We start from the raw sequence: 17,689 nt of genomic DNA, 5'->3' as shown, positions 1-17,689 counted from the left end.
GGGTAAATATGGAGATGAAAAAATTACTAGGGATTTCAACGACTTTATTACTCAGTTCAATGAGTTTAAATGCTGTCGCTGGCTCTGTATACATTAATTTTAATGCTGAATATCAAGAGATTGATGGGTTTGGTGCGATGAATGCACCCGGTTGGGTCAATGATCTAACCTCAGAACAAGCCACAAAAGCATTTGGTAATGGTGATGGGCAAATGGGTTTATCCGTTATGCGTATGCGAATCGATCCTGACCCAAATCAATGGTACAGACAAGTACCAACGGCTCAAATTGCTTATTCTTATGGTGCGAAACTATTGGCAACGCCTTGGTCACCACCCGCTTATATGAAGACCAACAACAATGTAAATAATGGGGGTAAACTTAAAAAAGAACATTATTGGGGATATACCAATCATTTGATGGATTTTACCAATTATATGGCTGGTAAAAATGCACCTATTTATGCACTGTCAATACAAAATGAACCGGATTGGCATCCCAATTATGAGTCTTGTGACTGGTCGGGTGCAGACTTTGTCAATTATTTAAATGATCAAGGCTGGCGACTGGGTTCCTCTCTTAAAATTTTAGCACCAGAATCATTAGGCTTTAATCCTGCGCTTTCTGATCCAATCTTGAAAGACTCTGTTGCGAGTAGTCATGTTGATATTATTGGTGGTCATTTATATGGCGTTACACCAAGAAATTATCCACTGGCACTCCAGAAGGGCAAAAAATTGTGGATGACCGAGCACTATACCGATACTGATAATGCCAATATTTGGGACAAGGCAATGAATGTCGGTTTAGAACTGCATCAAAGTATGGTTTCTAACTATAGTGCGTATATCTGGTGGTATCTCCGTCGGAGTTACGGCTTTTTGACTGAAGACGGTAACATCAGTAAACGTGGTTATATCATGTCCCAATTTTCTAAATTCATCCGTCCGGGAGATGTACGTATTGCTGCAACAGAAGTCCCTGAAAGTAATGTCTATGTGACGGCTTATAAGAATCGTTCTGGCAAGCTTGTGGTTGCAGTTGTCAACAGAACGAACTCAAATAAGAAGCTAGACTTTACGTTACAAAATGGCACTGTTGGTTCCATGACAAAATATGTGACTTCAGCGTCTAAAAATGTTAGCTATGGCGGTAAATATGCGGTAAGTAACAACCGATTTACTGCTTATGCGGATCCTTGGGCAGTGATGACATTCGTGTCTGAGTAATGCTGTGTCAGTTAAGGTGAGGAGAATCTTCCTCACCTCGAAAATGAACCTTGAGGCAATCGTGACTCAAGGTTCAGTATTTTCTGATGTATAGATTCGGATAAATGTACATATCGTATGTATCGTTGGGTTATGGGAGGTCTCTTAATTTTCTGGCAGGATTACCTGCGTATATGCCTTTTTCATGGATATCTTGAGTCACAACACTACCCGCACCAATCACCGTCCCTTCACAGATATGAACCGCAAGAATGGTTGCGTGAGAGCCAATGATGACATTATCCGCGATAAAAGTTCGTCCCCAGTGCTCTGGATTTGGATCCGGTTTGCCATTTTTGAATAAATCATTTGCAAACATGACGCCATGTCCCACAAAACAGTTATTGCCAATGGTGACATATTCACAAATAAATGTATGAGACTGGATTTTTGTTCGGGCACCGATCACTGTATTTTTTTGAATTTCTACAAAAGGGCCGACAAAAACATCATCTTTCAGCTCACATCCATAGATATTTGAAGGTTCGACAATCGTCACGTTTGTACCAAAACTGACATCAGTAACTTGTGATTTTAATATCCGTGGTGTTGTCATTTTACTCTCCTTAAACGTGGCTTAAGAATGTTACATATGGCTTTGGGCTGAATGCGTTACCATAAGCCACACCTCATACTCATCCTTGTCAGACAAGTGTGAACCCACATAAAACCAGTAAACAGATATTGGATAACAGACCGAGTAAAAAGAAATAGGACCGCGGGCTAGGGTTGGTTTCTGTGGCAATCGCATAATAGAGCACCATATGCACAATTCTTGCTCCGGCAAAAAACCAGATAAACACCCCTGACCAAAATACATTCGCACCCACCAGTATGGCTAAAAACGATGTCCCCAACATGATCGGGAGATTTTCCAGTGAGTTCATAAAAGTACGGTGAGACCTGAAAACAAAAGAGTCATGGCTTAGTGATTGATCAATTTTCCCGGGAATTGCGTTTTTCTGCGATGCTTTTGTGGTCGCTGCAACTAGCCCTTGAATAAGCCATGTGAGCAGCATAACCAAAATACCCCAAAAAGAAGCGGTATATAGATCGATAGAATTCATATTTTTCCCTCGTTATATTGATCAACTATTTTTTAAAGCAAGCAAAACCGCGGCTTCTGCATGTATAGCCGTGGTGTCGTATAGGGTTACATCCGTATGTTCTTGTTTTACGAGTAATGCGATTTCGGTACATCCGAGAATAACCGCTTCAGCCCCCTGCGCAGATAAACTTTGGATGATGTCTAAATATTGTGCCCGGGAATCATCACGTATTACGCCCAGGCACAGCTCTTGATAAATGATGTCATGAATGACGGTTTGTTGATCTGAATTTGGCACAATCACTTCAATCCCGAATTTTTCTGTTAAACGGTTTTTGTAGAAGTCTTGTTCCATTGTGAATCGAGTTCCGAGCAGTCCAACTTTTTGAATACCGTCGGCGAGTAATTGCTCTGCAGTGGCATCTGCAATATGGAGAATGGGAATCGAGATTGATGATTCAATTTGCGGGGCAACTTTGTGCATGGTGTTGGTACAAATCAACAAGAAATCAGCACCGCCTGATTCGACAGATTTGGCCGAGTCAGATAGTATTTTAGCCGTCTCATCCCACTTGCCTTGGTGTTGTAACTTTTCTATTTCGTCAAAATCAACACTGTATAAACTGATTTTGGCTGAATGTAGTCCGCCTAATTTATTTTGTACGGATTCGTTGATTGCCTTGTAATAGCTGAGTGTCGATTCCCAACTCATTCCTCCCAATAAACCAATGGTTTTCATGTGATACATCCTTATTCAAATTGTAAGTCACTTATCATCTTTAATAGTGATCATCAGCCGACGCGGTGAGAGTCGGCTGAATTTTTTGCTAAGCTTGATGTTGTTCAACTGTCAAACCAATCTCTTGCCCATAAGAGATCTCAAGCGTGTGGCCGTCCGGATCACGAATAAACGCCCAATACCCGACAGGATAGCCGGAATCCGTAGCCTTTTTGGCTAAAATACCTTCTTTTCTTGCTTGATGACACAACTGATCCACTTCATCTTTATTACGACAACCCACGCCAAGGTGGGCAATCGGACTAGTCGTTGTTATCCAGCGCTTTGATAAATTGAGCCGGTACGCCACCCACTAAGGTGTCCGGTGCAACATCTTTGGTCACCACCGCACCTGCTGCGACAACCGAGCGTGCGCCGATCGTAACACCTTGGCAAATCACGACATTTCCTCCGATCCAGACATCATCTTCGACGACGATCGGTAAACACTGAAATTCCCAATTTTTACGCTGTTGATGATCTAATGAGTGGGTCGGGGTATAAAATTGGGTATTGGGGCCGATTAACACATGGTTGCCGATTTTGATCGGCGCATTATCCAGCATTGTTGCACCCATATTGATGTAAGTATTGCTACCGATAGAAATGCTTTTTCCATATTCACAAAGAAATGGCGGGCAGACCACCGTATTCTCTCCTACATGCTTGAGCAGCTTGGCAACGTAAGGTTTAGCCGCTTCAAACTGGCGCGAATTAATTTCTTTCAGTAAATCAAATGCTTCATTTCTCAATTCAGCAAATTCGGGGCTGGTTGCATCAAATTCCAGGCCTGAGTTCATTTTCTCAAATTCATTCATATTCTTATCACCATTTAAGTATGCATGTTGTCACTTACATTACTTTAAAATACCAGTGATTGAACGATAACGATGTGTGAGTACTCTCACTTTCAAGCGCCTTGATGATCATGGTTGAGATGCTTTTCCATTGAAAAATTGATAAGAGACTCGCCATTGCGTTGCACTTCATTCTGCTTGACCACTGTAAAACCACGACGTTCAAAGAAAGGTTTAGCAATGAGTGATGCCTCAACGTATAAACGTGTCATACCGACTTCTTTTGCTTGTGAGAGTAAATGTTCATAAAGCGACGAAGCGACGCCGATTCCCTGAAAATTTGGATGCGTATAGGTGCAATCAATATGGCCGTCACTATCGAGTTCAATAAAGCCGGCCACATGATTGTCGATGATTGCTACAAATGGTTTCTTGATACTGAGTCGCTCGGACCAAAGCTCATAATTAACCGGAGCCGGTGCCCAGGCTGCTTTTTGCTCAGGTGTATAAATCGCAGGATCAATTGCATGTACAGACTGATAAAATAAGTCAGCAATCTCTCTGGCCCATTCTGGTGAGTATGTTTGTATCTTCATCGTTGTGTGAATTCATCGTATGGGGTTGCTTACCCGACAGTCTGCCATATTGATATGATACAAACGAGTATTAACGACACCTAACTGCCAGTTTGAACGAATGATTATCTCCGTAACCATTTGTACATAATGTAGCTATCAACCAATCCAAGCCGAGCGTGCTGATAAGCTTTAGGAATGGTACCGATGATTGTAAAACCGAGTTTCTGCCATAGTCTGACAGCAACGTCATTGGTAGAGACAACGCTATTAAACTGCATAGCGTCAAAACCCAATTCAAGCGCCTTTTGCTGTGAATGTTCACACATTTGACGGGCAATTCCCTTCCCTCTGGCTGCACTTGAGACCATGTACCCACAATTACAAATATGGCGACTCGGCCCTAGTGCATTTGGCTTGATATAATAAGTGCCCAATACAATCTCGTTTTCAATAAAAGCATAGGCTTGCAGTGGTGTTTCACACCAGAGAACGAACGCATCTTCTTGCGTCATATTCGGGTCGAATGCATAAGTTTCCTGCGCCTGAATTACCGCAGAAAAGGTCGGCCAAAACGATTCAAACTCTGCTCTTGTGATTTCTCTGAGCATAAAAATAACTCCCTATGCTGTTTTATTTACGCATTGCGTTCAGTTTTGCCTGTGCAATCCCAAAGATCGAATTGATCGGATAACTGCCGTCTTCAGTCGCGGTGCCGGCGGGTTTGCCGGTGAAGATTTCGATCGCTTCGGTGACATGATCAATTGCCCAGATATGGAACTCCTGTTTTTCAATCGCATTGACAATATCATTGCGTAACATCAAATTGTGTACATTGGAGCGGGGGATAATCACGCCCTGTTGTGGGTGACGGCCTTTGATGGTACAGACATCGAAGAACCCCTCAATCTTCTCATTCAATCCGCCAATCGGCTGTGATTCTCCAAACTGATTCATCGAGCCGGTAATCGCGATATCCTGTCGGTTGGGCTGTTTTGAAAAAGCAGAAAGAATGGCACAGAACTCCGCCATACTGGCACTGTCACCATCAACACCACCATAGGATTGCTCAAACGTCAGTGTTGTGGTGAGTGGGAGTTTGGCATTCTTACCCAGCACCGAATGGAGGTATGCGGTGAGAATCATTACGCCTTTTGAGTGAATACTGCCACCGAGATCAACGCTTCGTTCAATATCGATAATATCGCCTTCCCCATAACAAGTGGTTGCCGTGATGCGATTCGGCACGCCAAACATATGATCGGTGGTGCTGAGCACTGACAGTGCGTTCACCTGACCGACTGCATTTCCTTCGGTCTGCATCAGTGTGGTGCCGTTGAGAAACCCTTCCATCACATTATGCTGGATACGATTGACCCGCAGTTCTTGGTTGTGCAGTGCTGCGTCCACATGACCCTGACGAATCATATTCGCGTTGGCCTGTTTGGCAACATAGTTCGATTCGCGCAGCAGATTCGCGATGTGTGCTGAGTGTAACGACAGTTTATTTTGATCCCCGGCAATGCGGGAACTGTGTTCAATGATGCGACCAATCGCTTTGCGATCACAATGCAGGAGGTTGTTGTCGTGCACAAAACTGGAGATAAACCGTGCGTATTGCAGTTCGGAATCTGCGGTGCGGGGCATTTCATCTTCAAAGTCAGCGGTGACCCGGAAGAGTTCTCCGAACTCCGGATCATAATGTGTCATCAGTTGGTAGGTCCGATAATCGCCGAACAGAATGATTTTCACATTCAGTGGAATGGGTTCGGGATCCAACGAAATCGTCCCGCTTAATGTGACCTCTCTCTCCAGCGAGGTCATGCTGATCTGCCGTGAACGCAAGGCGCGTTTGAGACCGTCCCAGACGTAGGGACGTTCCAATACTTTAATCGCGTCCATGAGCAGAACTCCGCCATTGGCACGGTGTAAACTGCCCGAGCGAATCAGTGAAAAGTCGGTAAATACAGTGCCTTTATAGGTAGCGTTTTCGATATAGCCGAACAGCGAGTGATAATTCGGATTCTCTTCAACCACAATCGGGAAGCAATCTTCCGGATGACTCACCAATACATTGACTTTGTAGCGGCGGGGGAATTTTTTTTCCAGTGCGGCTGCCGCAATTTCACCTTGTTCGCTACTTTCCTCAAGAAAGATATCGACATTATCGATAATGTCTTTGCGCAGATCTTCAAGATGGGTTTTGATTTCTGGATAACCGGAATAATCCTTTTTGAGTTTTTTGATAAAGTGATTGAGCACTTCGCCTGTGACTTCATCATTAAGCTTTTTGATTTTTTCGTTGTAGCTTTCTTCCCATTCTGAGAGTTGGCGAACCATATTCCGCAGTTTGACTTCCAGTTCGTCAATGGTTTCACTGAAATAAGTCTGCTCTTCTTTGGTTAATGCCTCAAAGGTCGATTCGGTGTGCATCTCATCACCATTCATGGCAATGAACTGATAATCGCCTTGCGGGGTGATTGTCAGGCTGACGCCTTTTTCCTTTGCGTCTTTGGTAATTTGCTCTAACTCGGTTTGCTGCTTGGTGGCGAGCTGATTTTTGAGCTGTTCCGCCCGGCCGATATACAGCTCGTTATCGAATGCCAGTGGAATCGCGCCCACCAGTTTTTCGAGTAGCTTTTCAATATCATGCCGCAACTGATTACCGAGCCCGAGTGGTAATTTTAAGACTTTCGGGGTACGACTTTCGGTAAAATTGGCGACGTAGCACCAGTCGAACAGGGCATCCGGCTCATGTTGGTGACGGTTAAGATAGCGTAGTACCATCGTCCGTTTTCCTAGTCCGTTTCTGCCGATGGCGTAAATATTGTACCCTTTCTCTTTAATCGACATGGCGAATTCAACCGCTTTTTGTGCCCGTTCTTGCCCGACGATCTCATCGATAGGGGGTAAATCTTTGGTGGACTTACTGGATAGCTTTTCCAGCTTGGCTACATGATAAAGCTGATGTGTTTGTAGTCGTTCGATTGCCATGAATTCCCTCACGCCTTTCCTTTTTTGCTCAGTGTAGATGTAATTGTTTGCATTTTTAGTGACTTAGTGCTGATTCGTATCTGATTGGACAAATAAACAGCAATTTATGGTGAAATGTAACCGAATCATGAAATGATGGTGACAGGGAAAGAGTGCTTTGATAATCATCATAGAGTCAGTAGACTAGCGTTCCTTTTGACCTGACAGAACAAAGAGAAGCGTGATGTGGCGAGACCGATACGGTTCCTGTGCTGTGCTGATGTTCGGGTGAAATGTATCAATGATGTTTGATTTGATCTGACGAAATAAGAGTTTCTATTTTTATGCAGAAAACTGTAAATGTTCCGCAATCACTGAGTCGCCAGCTTCTAACTATGACTTGGCCAATGGTCTTTGGTGTACTTTCTCTGATGGGATTCCAGTTGGTTGACAGTATTTTTATTGCCCAGTTGGGCGTTTTGCCGCTGGCAGCCCAAGGATTCACACTACCGATGCAGATGGTCATCATTGGTTTGCAGGTCGGGTTGGGAATCGCGACTACATCCGTGATTGCCCGAGTGCTCGGTGCAGGCAAGCAACAGGATGCGAAACAGTTGGGTGGCCTGATTCTGACGATTGGCAGTATCAGTGTGGCGGTACTGACGGTGCTGATCTATCTGCTGCGCCATCCGATTCTGGCACTCTTGGGCGCAACACCGGAAGTATTCCCCATTATCGATCAATATTGGATTGTCTGGCTGATCAGTGCCTGGACCGGTGCAACCTTGTATTTCTTGTATAGTATCTGTCGGGCCAATGGCAATACGATCCTCCCCGGAACGATGATGATGGTCACCAGTGTGGTGAACTTGATTTTGGATCCGATTTTTATTTTCTCGTTCGATCTCGGGATAAATGGCGCAGCATTGGCAACTATCTGTGCGTTTGGGATTGGCATTGCTGTGGTTGCGGTGAAAGTGATTTCCCGCCACTGGATGTCGTTTGAATGGGAAGGGCTGGATATTCGGGCCAGTGTCAAGTCGATTTCACAGGTGATGGGGCCGGCAACGGTGAGTCAGCTACTGCCGCCAATTTCTTCGATGATGGCAACACACATTTTGGCTTCGTTCGGCAATGAACCTGTTGCCGCATGGGCGGTTGGTTCACGGTTTGAGTTTTTCTCACTGGTGGCTGTATTGGCGCTCACGATGGCAATGCCGCCCATGGTTGCCAGAATGCTTGGTGAGCGAAAAATTACGGAAATTCGTCATCTGGTCGGTATTGCGGTGAGATTTGTACTGATTTTTCAGACTGTACTTGCGGTATTGGTATTTTTTCTGGCGAGTTCGATTGTGGTATGGATGGCCGATGCTGAGATGATACAGCGATTACTCCGGTGGCATCTGATTTTTGTTCCCATCAGCCTTGGCCCGTTGGGCATCTGCATGTTAATGGTGTCGATCCAAAATGCGTTGGCGAAATCATATACCGCGTTGGTGATCTCAGCGTTGCGGCTGTTCGTATTTTTCCTCCCTTGTTTGTGGATCGGTGCGCAGATAGCTGAACTGAAAGGTATCTATCTCGGTTCAATGATCGGCAACATTCTGGCGGGTCTGTGTGCCTGGCTGATCTATCGAAGAACCATACGGCAGATCGAGCAAGAGGTATCTGCTGGCTAAAATGTCTGCCCGAGATGATCATAAAAACCCCCCGCTTGCAGGCGGGGGGTTTTGAATCGAGCCGGGATGCTGTCTTGCTCGCTTAAGCACGATCCGCTTTTGCTTTGCGCCGGGCTTCAACTGCTGCAGAAAGCTGACGTAGCACCTGTTCCGTATCCTGCCAGCCAATGCACGCATCCGTAATTGACTGACCATAAGTTAGTGCTTGTCCATCGACTAAATCCTGACGGCCTTCAACCAAGTGCGATTCGATCATTACGCCGAAGATATGGTCTTCACCATTGGCAAGTTGTGCTGAAACGTCTTCAGCCACAACCATTTGACGTTGGTATTGCTTACTGCTGTTCGCATGGCTGAAGTCAATCATCACTTTTTGCGGCAGATCGGTTGCGGTCAGTTTATCTTTGACATCCTGAACATGTTCGGCACTGTAATTCGGCTCTTTGCCACCACGCAAAATGATGTGGCAATCTGGGTTTCCGGCGGTTTCAACAATCGCAGAATGACCAAATTTAGTCACAGATAGGAAGTGGTGAGATGCACGAGCCGAGCGAATGGCATCCGCTGCAATTTTGATGTTGCCATCCGTGCCGTTTTTAAACCCGACCGGACACGACAAACCAGAAGCCAGCTCACGGTGAACCTGTGATTCAGTGGTTCTCGCCCCGATAGCGCCCCAACTGATCAGATCGGCGATATATTGCGGTGTGATCATGTCGAGAAATTCACTGGCGGTCGGCATGCCCAGATTGGTCAGCTCCAGCAGTAGCTTCCGTCCGATTTTCAGACCTTCATTGATCTTGTAGGTATCATTCATGTACGGGTCATTGATGAGACCTTTCCAACCGACGGTCGTCCGTGGTTTTTCAAAGTAGACGCGCATGACAATTTCCAGATTGTCACCTAACTCATCACGCATGGTTTTCAGCCGCTTGCCATATTCGATTGCCGCTTCCGGGTCATGGATAGAACAAGGTCCGATAATCACGAGGAGACGGTCATCTTTGTCATTCAGAATATGATGAATGGCTTTACGGGCATTAAATGTTGTTGAAGAAGCAACGTCAGTTGCCGGAAATTTTTCAAGAATCGCTACCGGCGGGGGGAGTTCTTTAATTCGTTTTATTTTTACATCATCAGTCTGAAACATTCGGTTCTTCTTCCTCTCTTATCACGACACATCCGTCAAGGGAACGTTTGTCAAGGCAACGTAGCCCTCAGATGCTTTAACTTACGTAAGGTATCGGGTTCAATATTATGTTTCAATCATTTTTTTTATATAAATGCAATATTAAACCTGACTTTACATTAAATATCATTCGTAAAAAATAGTGTACACTTGCGTTTGAAAGGCTGTTTTGAAAAGGTATAAATTGTATTCAATCTCTCATTGTGACTGAAATACGATGAAGGGTTTCTATTATTTATCGATTGCGTACTCACAAATAATTCGTGATCTATCATACACTGTTGATAACGAAAATAGTGCAAAGGTATCCCCCATGAATGAACAATTTTCCCGTTGGCTGGCAAGAGATCCAGATCGGACAACAAAAGATGAATTAAAAGCATTGATTGATGCCGGGAATCAGGAAGAACTGCAAGATCGGTTTAACGGTCGTTTAGCTTTTGGGACGGCAGGTCTGCGTGGCAAGGTCGGCTGTGGTCCTAACCGAATGAACCGTCTGGTCATTCAGGAAACGGCAACCGGATTAGGTAACTATCTGATTCAGGAGGTCGATCAGGCCAAAGAACGCGGCGTGATTATTGGTTATGACGGCCGCTTGGATTCGAGAGATTTTGCCTATGATACCGCATCGGTACTGACTGCATTGGGGATCAAAGTTTATCTCACCGATCAAGTTGCGCCAACGCCGGTGGTTGCCTATGGGATTCGTCAACTGAATACGGCTGCCGGTGTGGTGGTGACAGCCAGTCATAATCCACCGGAATATAACGGATTTAAAGTTTACTGGGAAAACGGTGCGCAAATTATTCCACCGCATGATCAAGGGATCGCACAGGCGATTGAGCAGGCTGCTCAGCAGCCGCTGCACACGATTTCTCTGACCGAGGCTGAAGCCGAGCATCGTCTCGTGTGGCTGAGTGATGATTACTACGCGGCCTATCGGTTGGCGGTACATCAGCACCCATTATTACAATCAGGTGTCCAGGAAATCGGCGGGGATGATATTACGATTGCCTATACCGCGATGCATGGTGTCGGGGCTCCTTATGCGGAAGCGTTACTACGGGAAGCCGGATTCTCACATGTCCACAGTGTTGTACAGCAGCGTGAACCGGATGGGCGCTTCCCGACCGTTAAGTTTCCGAATCCTGAAGAGCCGGGTGCTATGGATCTTGTGATTGCACTGGCGGAACAAGTGGGGGCGGATCTGGCTTGTGCCAATGACCCGGATGCAGATCGCTTTGCGGTTGCTGCTCGTCATGCTTCAGGTGAGTTTCGGATGCTGACCGGTGATCAGGTCGGCAGCTTGTTAGGCGACTACCTATTAGATAAAGGACACACACAACAAGTGCTAGTCGGTAATACCATTGTTTCTTCCAGTTTGTTGGAGAAGATTGCCCGGCATTATCGTGCGACTTATTTCAAAACGTTGACGGGATTTAAATGGCTGACGAATGTTGCCATGCAGCGACAGCGTGAAGACCTGCCGTTCTTGTTTGCGTATGAAGAAGCGCTGGGTTATACCATCGGCACACAAGTGTGGGATAAAGATGGATTATCAACCCTGCTTGCGTTTGTGCAGATGTGTACGTCACTCAAGCGTGACGGACAAACCGTCTGGGATCGGCTAGAAGCGATTTATCGTCGGCACGGTCTGTATGTGACTGCCCAGAAAAGTATCGCCTTATCACCGGAGACACCGCCGATCGGTGATGCATTGCGAGCGGATCCGCCGCCGACGATTGCCGGACGTCAAGTTATCGTGACGGAAGATTATAAGACATCGCAACGCCATTTGGCTGACGGACGTACTGAATCGATCGATTTACCGGTGAGTGATGTGTTGGTGTATCAATTGGATGGTGGAGCCAGAGTGATTGTTCGTCCTTCAGGCACGGAACCGAAACTGAAATGTTATTATGAACTGGTGACAGATATTGCCGCAGATGAAGCGTTTCAGGATGCTCAACAGCGAGCGGATGAACAACTGAGTATGCTGATTGCCGAACACCAGATCCATCTGCAATAACGCGGTTGACGCGATATATTACAAGCAAACGAAAAAGAGCAGCATTCGCTGCTCTTTTTTAATCGATCTTTTGATCGCTGTCCGATGGTACTCATTGGTCGCCAGCAGACACAAGCGGCTCAGGGTGATCGGATGATTTGTTTGAGAGCTGTGCTATTGCCATCGCCGGATTGGATGAACGGCATTTGGCAAAGACGTCTTGTTGTGGACGATAGGCCTGAGTCGTGACATCCAGTGCACCCAACAACGTATCGAAGAGATAGTCGTGAGAGATCCGGGCTTGCTGAGCCTCCGTTTTCAGACAAGCTTCATTGATAGATTTAGTTTGTTTAAATCCCGGTGACATCCAGAGCAGCAGTGGTACATGGGTCTGATATTTCGGGGCTATGCTATAAGGCAAACCGTGTAGATACACCCCGTCTTCACCTAACGATTCACCGTGATCAGACATATAGATCAAGGCAGTATTGTAGCGCTCTTCCAGTGATTTTAACTGGTCGATGGTTTGGCCGACAACGTAATCGGTGTAGCGGATGGTATTGTCATACGTGTTGATTAACTGCGCCTGAGTACAGTTTTCTATATCAGCTCTCGGGCAGTCCGGCTGGAATGCAGCAAACTCTTTCGGATAGCGTTGATAATAGGTGGGACCGTGACTGCCCATCAAGTGCAGGACGATGATACGGTTACCTTTCATTGAGGCGACTTTTTCCTGAAAATCTTCAAGCAGTTTGATGTCGAGACAGCTTGTGCCGTTACACAATGGATCGCTGCTGCTACGGGAAAGGTTTTCTTCCCGGAGGCGGGCGGGCACATGCTTATCTGCACCGTCATTTTCTCGCCAGAGCACATCGACACCGGCGCGGTTGAGAATGTCCAGTACATTGTCCTGATGCAGTGCGACTCTTTCATTGTAGTCAGATTTATTCAGCCGCGAGAACATACAAGGGACAGACACCGCAGTTGCAGTACCACATGATGAGACATGTTGAAAGGCAATCACATCGGACTGGCTGGTATATGGGTTGGTTTCTCTCGGGTAACCGTTGAGCTGATAGTTCTGACTTCTGGCTGTTTCTCCTAACACAAAAACAAATAGTGTCGGTTTACTATTACCGGCGGTTGGCGTGGGTTGATACGCGTCCAGACCGATCTGTTTATAATCCATCGGTGCGGTCAGATAATTTTCTCGAATGAAGCGGTCGAGACTGTGGACGTAATAGGTCGGAATGATCATTTTGCGCAAATAGCTGTTGTTTCTGCCGACAGAGGCATAGTCCTGATAATAGAACATGGCAATCACGATGATCCCCAATAACGATACGCTGATCGTCAGGAGTTTTTTACCGAGCAAGCGCGGGATGCTGCGTTCCGGACGGATCGGTGACAACCACAGTGAAATGGTTGGAATGATCCCCAGAATCGTCACCCACAAGATCGAGTTCATACTCAGATATGAGGTCGCTTCACCGGAGTTGGTTTCTACGATATTGCGGATCATATCGATATCAAAGATGACACCGTAATTGTAACTCGCATAACAGACGATGCTTGAGGTAATGATCAGAATAGAAAAGAAGATCTTGGTGATTTTCGGCCAAGTAAACAGCGCAAAGATAATATTTAAGGCGCAGAAGAAAAATATCGGGATCGAGATAATAAAGCCGGTATCAACCGTCTCAAGCCTGCTGAAAATGGTTTTCAAATCAGCGTAAATCGGCAGATTGAGAAACACGGCAAAGTAAGCTGAAAGGATCAGCGTCATGATGGTATATGAGAACGGATAAAACGTCATCGTGCGATTGATTTTCATACTAAAATCCACGTCCAGATAAAAGCAGTCAGTAAAATGGTGATAAAGACAGCGGCAGAGCCGATGTCTTTGGCTCTGCCGCTCAATTCGTGGAATTCGTCGCTGATTCGGTCAACAACGGCTTCGACGGCAGAATTAAATAATTCAGCGATTAAAATCAGGATTAACGATGCAATCATAAGCATCTGCTCGCTTGAGGTGACGTTGAGCCAGAAAGTGAGCATGACCAGTGGCATGGAGGCCATCACCTCCTGACGAAAGGCAGCTTCATGAAGCCAGACCGCACGGAGGCCTTTCATCGAATAAATGGTGGCGAAATAGACCCGTTTGAGCCCTTGATGACTTGCTTTCATAACATCCTCATATGAATCAGGTCGTAAAAATCTGACATGTGGTTGAAACATTGGGTTATCGTAATGAGCAAGCCTTAAGATTTACTTAAGAAAGATAAAAGAGACGTCACCTTTAACAAGCAGAGGAAACATCATGCGTATTGGCATTGATTTAGGCGGCACCAAAATAGAAGTAATTGCATTAGCGGATGATGGCGAAACGTTATTTCGTCAACGCGTATCAACGCCGCGGGGATCATATCCGCAGACGTTGCAAACGATTGTGGATTTGGTCCATACCGCAGAAGCGGAGACCGGGATGAGCGGCACGGTTGGGGTGGGAATTCCGGGGACGATTTCCCCGTATACCGGCCGGGTGAAAAATGCGAACTCAGTTTGGTTAAACGATCAGCCATTGCAGGATGATCTTGGCAAACGATTACAGCGAGAAGTCAGGATTGCGAATGATGCAAACTGTATGACGGTGTCTGAAGCGGTGGATGGGGCAGGCACCGGTCAGCGAATTGTCTTGGCGTTAATTTTAGGGACGGGATGTGGTTCCGGGATCACCATTGATGGAAAGCCACATATCGGTGGCAATGGGATTGGGGGAGAATGGGGACATAATGCACTACCCTGGCCTGACGAAGCAGAGCGTCGTTTGGTGGCTGAGCGACCTTGTTACTGTGGTAGAACGGGGTGTATTGAGCAGTATGTTTCCGGCACCGGGTTGTGTGATGACTATCAGAGCCGCAGCGGTGTGGCATTGACCGGTAGTCAGATCGATGCACTGGCAGCACAGGGAGACGAGCTCGCCCGACAGGTGTTGGATGATTATGAACGTCGGTTGGCAAAATCGCTGGCCGCATACATCAACATTCTTGATCCGGATGTGGTGGTCTTTGCCGGTGGTGTGAGCAATATCCAGCGTCTTTACCACAATGTCCCCCGACTATTGCCCGAGTTTATTTTTGGCCGGGAGTGCCGGACACCGATACGACAGGCTGTCCATGGCGATTCGAGTGGCGTCCGGGGGGCAGCATGGTTATGGCCTGTGGATGATCAATCGTGATCGTGTGACTCGGGTAAGGCGAATAACCGGTAATAGTTTTGTATCGATGAATGGACGGCTTGCGCTAAATTTTCCAGTGGCACGGGGGCTGAGAAGTAATACCCTTGCAGACTATCGCAACCTTTTTCTATCAGGTAACGGGCGTGTTTCTCTGTTTCCACACCTTCACAACAGCTGTGTAATCCGAGCTGTTGGGCGAGCGCCAGAATGGTATTGAGAACCGAGGCATCTTTATCGCTGTTAAATGAATTCACGACAAACTGACGGTCGATTTTTAATGTATCGATATCAATGCGGTTCAGATAGCTCAGTGATGAATAGCCTGTTCCGAAGTCGTCGAGTGCAATTGAGCTTCCCTGCGCTCTAATACGAGAGAAGAATTGGTTCGCCAAATCAAATTTTTCCAGATAACTGGATTCGGTAATCTCGAACTGAAGCCGGGCAATATCTTGGTGATGGGTTATTAAAGCCTGATGCAGAACATTTTCCAACTGAGTTGTCATTAAATCTTTCGATGAAATATTGACGGAGACGACGACCGGATGGGTACAGATTGACTGAATTTCATCCAGATCCCGGATTGCCTGACAGAGCATCCAACTGGTGATTTCGTTGATTTTGCCACCATTTTCTGCGATGGGAATAAACTCCGACGGTGAAATTATGCCCAGATCCAGACTATTCCAACGGATGAGCGCCTCAAATCCAATCACCTCACCTTGGCGAGAAACTTTGGGCTGATACACCAAAAAGAATTCATCATTGTCAATTGCCGTCGATATGCGGTTGATGATCTGCAACGTACGCCGTTTCTGATGTAACATTTGAGGCTGAAACAGACGATATGATCCTTTACCAACGTTTTTACTGTGAGACATCGCAATATCAGCGTTAGAAATCAGGGTATCAATGTCGAAATCGGACGCTTTGGCCATGGCAATACCAATACTGACACTGGTCTGGATTTCCCACTGGCCGATGGTAATCGGTGTCTTCAGTTGGTCGATAATCGTTTGTGCAACTTGTTTGGCGATACTTGAGTCCGGTAGATCGGGCAACACCACCAGAAAGTCATCACCACCGAGGCGGGCGAGCGTGTCATTTGACCGGAGACTCCTCGCAATGATCTGACTCAAATGACGTAACAGGTCATCGCCAATCGTGTGTCCCATCAAATCGTTAATATCTTTAAAACGGTCAACATTGAGAAAAAAAATCGCCATATCGATGTGATGCCGTTGTGCACTGAGTAGATATTGCTTCAGTGTTTCCATCACATACCGTCGATTTGGCAAATCGGTTAGATGATCGTAGTTGGCGAGGTGAAACATTGAGACTTGTTGTTGGAGAAGCTTTTTGTTCTGTTCCTGATTCAGTTGATGTTCCTGATTGATGGTTTCCAGCATTGAATTGATATCTTGGCTCAGGTGTAACACTTCATTGACACCTTCAGTGGAATGCCGGAGCGTATAATTTCTGGAGTGTTTGACCTGTCGGGTAAACGCAGAGAGGCGGATCAAAGGGGTGACAATGTGCTGGAACATATACCAAGAAATGACCAGAGAAATGATGAGAATCAGTAATACCAGAGGAATTGCTTTGATGAGTAGATCGTGACGGCTATTGGCAATTGGCTGTTTGAAATCGTGGATGACTTCCAGATAGCCAACCGGAAAATTCGGATTGCCAATGGTGTCCATACTTACCAGAAAATCATCAATATGTGTTACAGGAAATGGTGCTTTTTGGGCAATGAGCGACTGATAGTGAGGGTTATCAATGATATGAATCGGCTTGGCTGATGTTTTGGTGTAACGCTCAAGTAGGTTCCAGTTCGCGTCATAAACATCGGCATAGAGGATGTGATCATATCTTTCGAAAGAGAGGAGTTTATTTTTCAGAATAAAACTGTCCGGTTCTTCTGAAAAAGTGAAGAGCAGATCGTCGGCAACATTTGCGATTAAAGCTTCAAGGTTGTTTTTAACCGAATGAATGTAGATGGCTTCGTATTCTTTGAGAGAGACCATAAAAACCGATAGCGCACAAAGTGCAATCGACAGTGTACTGATGAAGAGAAATTTTCCCCGGATACCCAGTTTTTTATGAATCCCTGATAACATCAAGTCAGTCCTGTTT

Annotated in this window: 16 protein-coding genes; 4 read left to right on the top strand and 12 right to left on the bottom strand. The window is 45.9% G+C overall.

Features of this window, described 5'->3' with window-relative positions; all coding sequences use genetic code 11:
• The first annotated feature begins 8 nt into the window (after positions 1-8).
• Positions 9-1,229: a glycoside hydrolase family 30 beta sandwich domain-containing protein gene (locus tag VRK_RS14825; RefSeq protein ID WP_082671408.1), complete on the top strand. Its 1,221-nt coding sequence runs from the start codon at positions 9-11 to the stop codon at positions 1,227-1,229.
• Between the two features lie 130 nt (positions 1,230-1,359).
• Here VRK_RS14825 and VRK_RS14820 read toward each other — a convergent pair whose 3' ends face one another.
• The 8 genes from VRK_RS14820 to VRK_RS14785 all read right to left on the bottom strand — a co-directional run bounded on the left by VRK_RS14820 (position 1,360) and on the right by VRK_RS14785 (position 7,460).
• The gene (locus tag VRK_RS14820; protein WP_059122084.1) at positions 1,360-1,824 is read right to left on the bottom strand and encodes an acyltransferase; all 465 of its coding nucleotides are present in this window, start codon (positions 1,822-1,824) and stop codon (positions 1,360-1,362) included.
• A gap of 88 nt (positions 1,825-1,912) precedes the next feature.
• The gene (locus VRK_RS14815; RefSeq protein WP_059122083.1) at positions 1,913-2,335 is read right to left on the bottom strand and encodes an MAPEG family protein; all 423 of its coding nucleotides are present in this window, start codon (positions 2,333-2,335) and stop codon (positions 1,913-1,915) included.
• A 21-nt stretch (positions 2,336-2,356) separates the two neighbouring features.
• On the bottom strand, positions 2,357-3,055 hold the full coding sequence (locus tag VRK_RS14810) for an aspartate/glutamate racemase family protein (RefSeq protein ID WP_059122082.1): 699 nt from the start codon (positions 3,053-3,055) through the stop codon (positions 2,357-2,359).
• Between the two features lie 88 nt (positions 3,056-3,143).
• A complete protein-coding gene (locus tag VRK_RS14805) occupies positions 3,144-3,338 on the bottom strand; it encodes a VOC family protein (RefSeq protein ID WP_197413119.1) in 195 nt (64 codons plus the stop codon).
• Positions 3,339-3,357: 19 nt separating this feature from the next.
• Complete coding sequence (locus tag VRK_RS14800; RefSeq protein ID WP_059122081.1) at positions 3,358-3,912, bottom strand: sugar O-acetyltransferase; 555 nt, start codon at positions 3,910-3,912, stop codon at positions 3,358-3,360.
• Positions 3,913-4,004: 92 nt separating this feature from the next.
• On the bottom strand, positions 4,005-4,487 hold the full coding sequence (locus VRK_RS14795; protein WP_059122080.1) for a GNAT family N-acetyltransferase: 483 nt from the start codon (positions 4,485-4,487) through the stop codon (positions 4,005-4,007).
• 104 nt (positions 4,488-4,591) lie between these two features.
• Positions 4,592-5,077 carry a GNAT family N-acetyltransferase gene (locus VRK_RS14790; RefSeq protein WP_059122079.1) on the bottom strand — a complete coding sequence of 162 codons (486 nt, stop codon included), beginning with the start codon at positions 5,075-5,077 and terminating at the stop codon, positions 4,592-4,594.
• A gap of 22 nt (positions 5,078-5,099) precedes the next feature.
• Positions 5,100-7,460, bottom strand: coding sequence for a Lon protease family protein (locus VRK_RS14785; protein ID WP_059122078.1), 2,361 nt, complete (start codon positions 7,458-7,460; stop codon positions 5,100-5,102).
• A 323-nt stretch (positions 7,461-7,783) separates the two neighbouring features.
• On the opposite strand from VRK_RS14785, the gene VRK_RS14780 reads away from it, so the two are divergent.
• Positions 7,784-9,118: an MATE family efflux transporter gene (locus VRK_RS14780; RefSeq protein ID WP_059122077.1), complete on the top strand. Its 1,335-nt coding sequence runs from the start codon at positions 7,784-7,786 to the stop codon at positions 9,116-9,118.
• Positions 9,119-9,200: 82 nt separating this feature from the next.
• Here VRK_RS14780 and aroG read toward each other — a convergent pair whose 3' ends face one another.
• A complete protein-coding gene (aroG, locus tag VRK_RS14775; protein ID WP_059122076.1) occupies positions 9,201-10,268 on the bottom strand; it encodes a 3-deoxy-7-phosphoheptulonate synthase AroG in 1,068 nt (355 codons plus the stop codon).
• A gap of 352 nt (positions 10,269-10,620) precedes the next feature.
• Between aroG and VRK_RS14770 the strand changes: the two genes are divergently transcribed.
• Complete coding sequence (locus VRK_RS14770) at positions 10,621-12,336, top strand: phospho-sugar mutase (protein WP_059122075.1); 1,716 nt, start codon at positions 10,621-10,623, stop codon at positions 12,334-12,336.
• Positions 12,337-12,427: 91 nt separating this feature from the next.
• Here VRK_RS14770 and VRK_RS14765 read toward each other — a convergent pair whose 3' ends face one another.
• Positions 12,428-14,149, bottom strand: coding sequence for a phosphoethanolamine transferase (locus tag VRK_RS14765; protein ID WP_059122074.1), 1,722 nt, complete (start codon positions 14,147-14,149; stop codon positions 12,428-12,430).
• Positions 14,146-14,502 (bottom strand): diacylglycerol kinase, encoded by a 357-nt coding sequence (locus tag VRK_RS14760; RefSeq protein ID WP_059122073.1) that lies wholly within the window; start codon positions 14,500-14,502, stop codon positions 14,146-14,148. Before VRK_RS14760 ends, VRK_RS14765 begins: the two co-directional genes overlap by 4 nt.
• Positions 14,503-14,635: 133 nt before the next feature.
• Between VRK_RS14760 and mak the strand changes: the two genes are divergently transcribed.
• Entirely contained in the window at positions 14,636-15,553 is a 918-nt protein-coding gene (gene mak, locus VRK_RS14755; protein ID WP_059122072.1) for a fructokinase, read from the top strand.
• Here the strand turns inward: mak and VRK_RS14750 are convergent.
• Positions 15,544-17,673, bottom strand: coding sequence for a putative bifunctional diguanylate cyclase/phosphodiesterase (locus tag VRK_RS14750; RefSeq protein ID WP_059122071.1), 2,130 nt, complete (start codon positions 17,671-17,673; stop codon positions 15,544-15,546). The two genes, mak and VRK_RS14750, sit on opposite strands and share 10 nt — an antisense overlap.
• Positions 17,674-17,689: the final 16 nt, after the last annotated feature.

Source organism: Vibrio sp. MEBiC08052 (assembly GCF_001506075.1).
Taxonomy (GTDB): Bacteria; Pseudomonadota; Gammaproteobacteria; order Enterobacterales; family Vibrionaceae; genus Vibrio.
This window is presented reverse-complemented; position numbering and strand designations above follow the sequence as displayed.

Coding starts and splice junctions, on each gene's coding strand:
- VRK_RS14785 (WP_059122078.1), bottom strand. CDS start 7,460: ATGGCAATCGAACGACTACAAACACATCAGCTTTATCATGTAGCCAAG.
- VRK_RS14790 (WP_059122079.1), bottom strand. CDS start 5,077: ATGCTCAGAGAAATCACAAGAGCAGAGTTTGAATCGTTTTGGCCGACC.
- VRK_RS14815 (WP_059122083.1), bottom strand. CDS start 2,335: ATGAATTCTATCGATCTATATACCGCTTCTTTTTGGGGTATTTTGGTT.
- VRK_RS14820 (WP_059122084.1), bottom strand. CDS start 1,824: ATGACAACACCACGGATATTAAAATCACAAGTTACTGATGTCAGTTTT.
- VRK_RS14800 (WP_059122081.1), bottom strand. CDS start 3,912: ATGAATGAATTTGAGAAAATGAACTCAGGCCTGGAATTTGATGCAACC.
- VRK_RS14770 (WP_059122075.1), top strand. CDS start 10,621: ATGAATGAACAATTTTCCCGTTGGCTGGCAAGAGATCCAGATCGGACA.
- VRK_RS14825 (WP_082671408.1), top strand. CDS start 9: ATGGAGATGAAAAAATTACTAGGGATTTCAACGACTTTATTACTCAGT.
- mak (WP_059122072.1), top strand. CDS start 14,636: ATGCGTATTGGCATTGATTTAGGCGGCACCAAAATAGAAGTAATTGCA.
- VRK_RS14780 (WP_059122077.1), top strand. CDS start 7,784: ATGCAGAAAACTGTAAATGTTCCGCAATCACTGAGTCGCCAGCTTCTA.
- VRK_RS14760 (WP_059122073.1), bottom strand. CDS start 14,502: ATGAAAGCAAGTCATCAAGGGCTCAAACGGGTCTATTTCGCCACCATT.
- VRK_RS14765 (WP_059122074.1), bottom strand. CDS start 14,149: ATGAAAATCAATCGCACGATGACGTTTTATCCGTTCTCATATACCATC.
- aroG (WP_059122076.1), bottom strand. CDS start 10,268: ATGTTTCAGACTGATGATGTAAAAATAAAACGAATTAAAGAACTCCCC.
- VRK_RS14750 (WP_059122071.1), bottom strand. CDS start 17,673: ATGTTATCAGGGATTCATAAAAAACTGGGTATCCGGGGAAAATTTCTC.
- VRK_RS14795 (WP_059122080.1), bottom strand. CDS start 4,487: ATGAAGATACAAACATACTCACCAGAATGGGCCAGAGAGATTGCTGAC.
- VRK_RS14810 (WP_059122082.1), bottom strand. CDS start 3,055: ATGAAAACCATTGGTTTATTGGGAGGAATGAGTTGGGAATCGACACTC.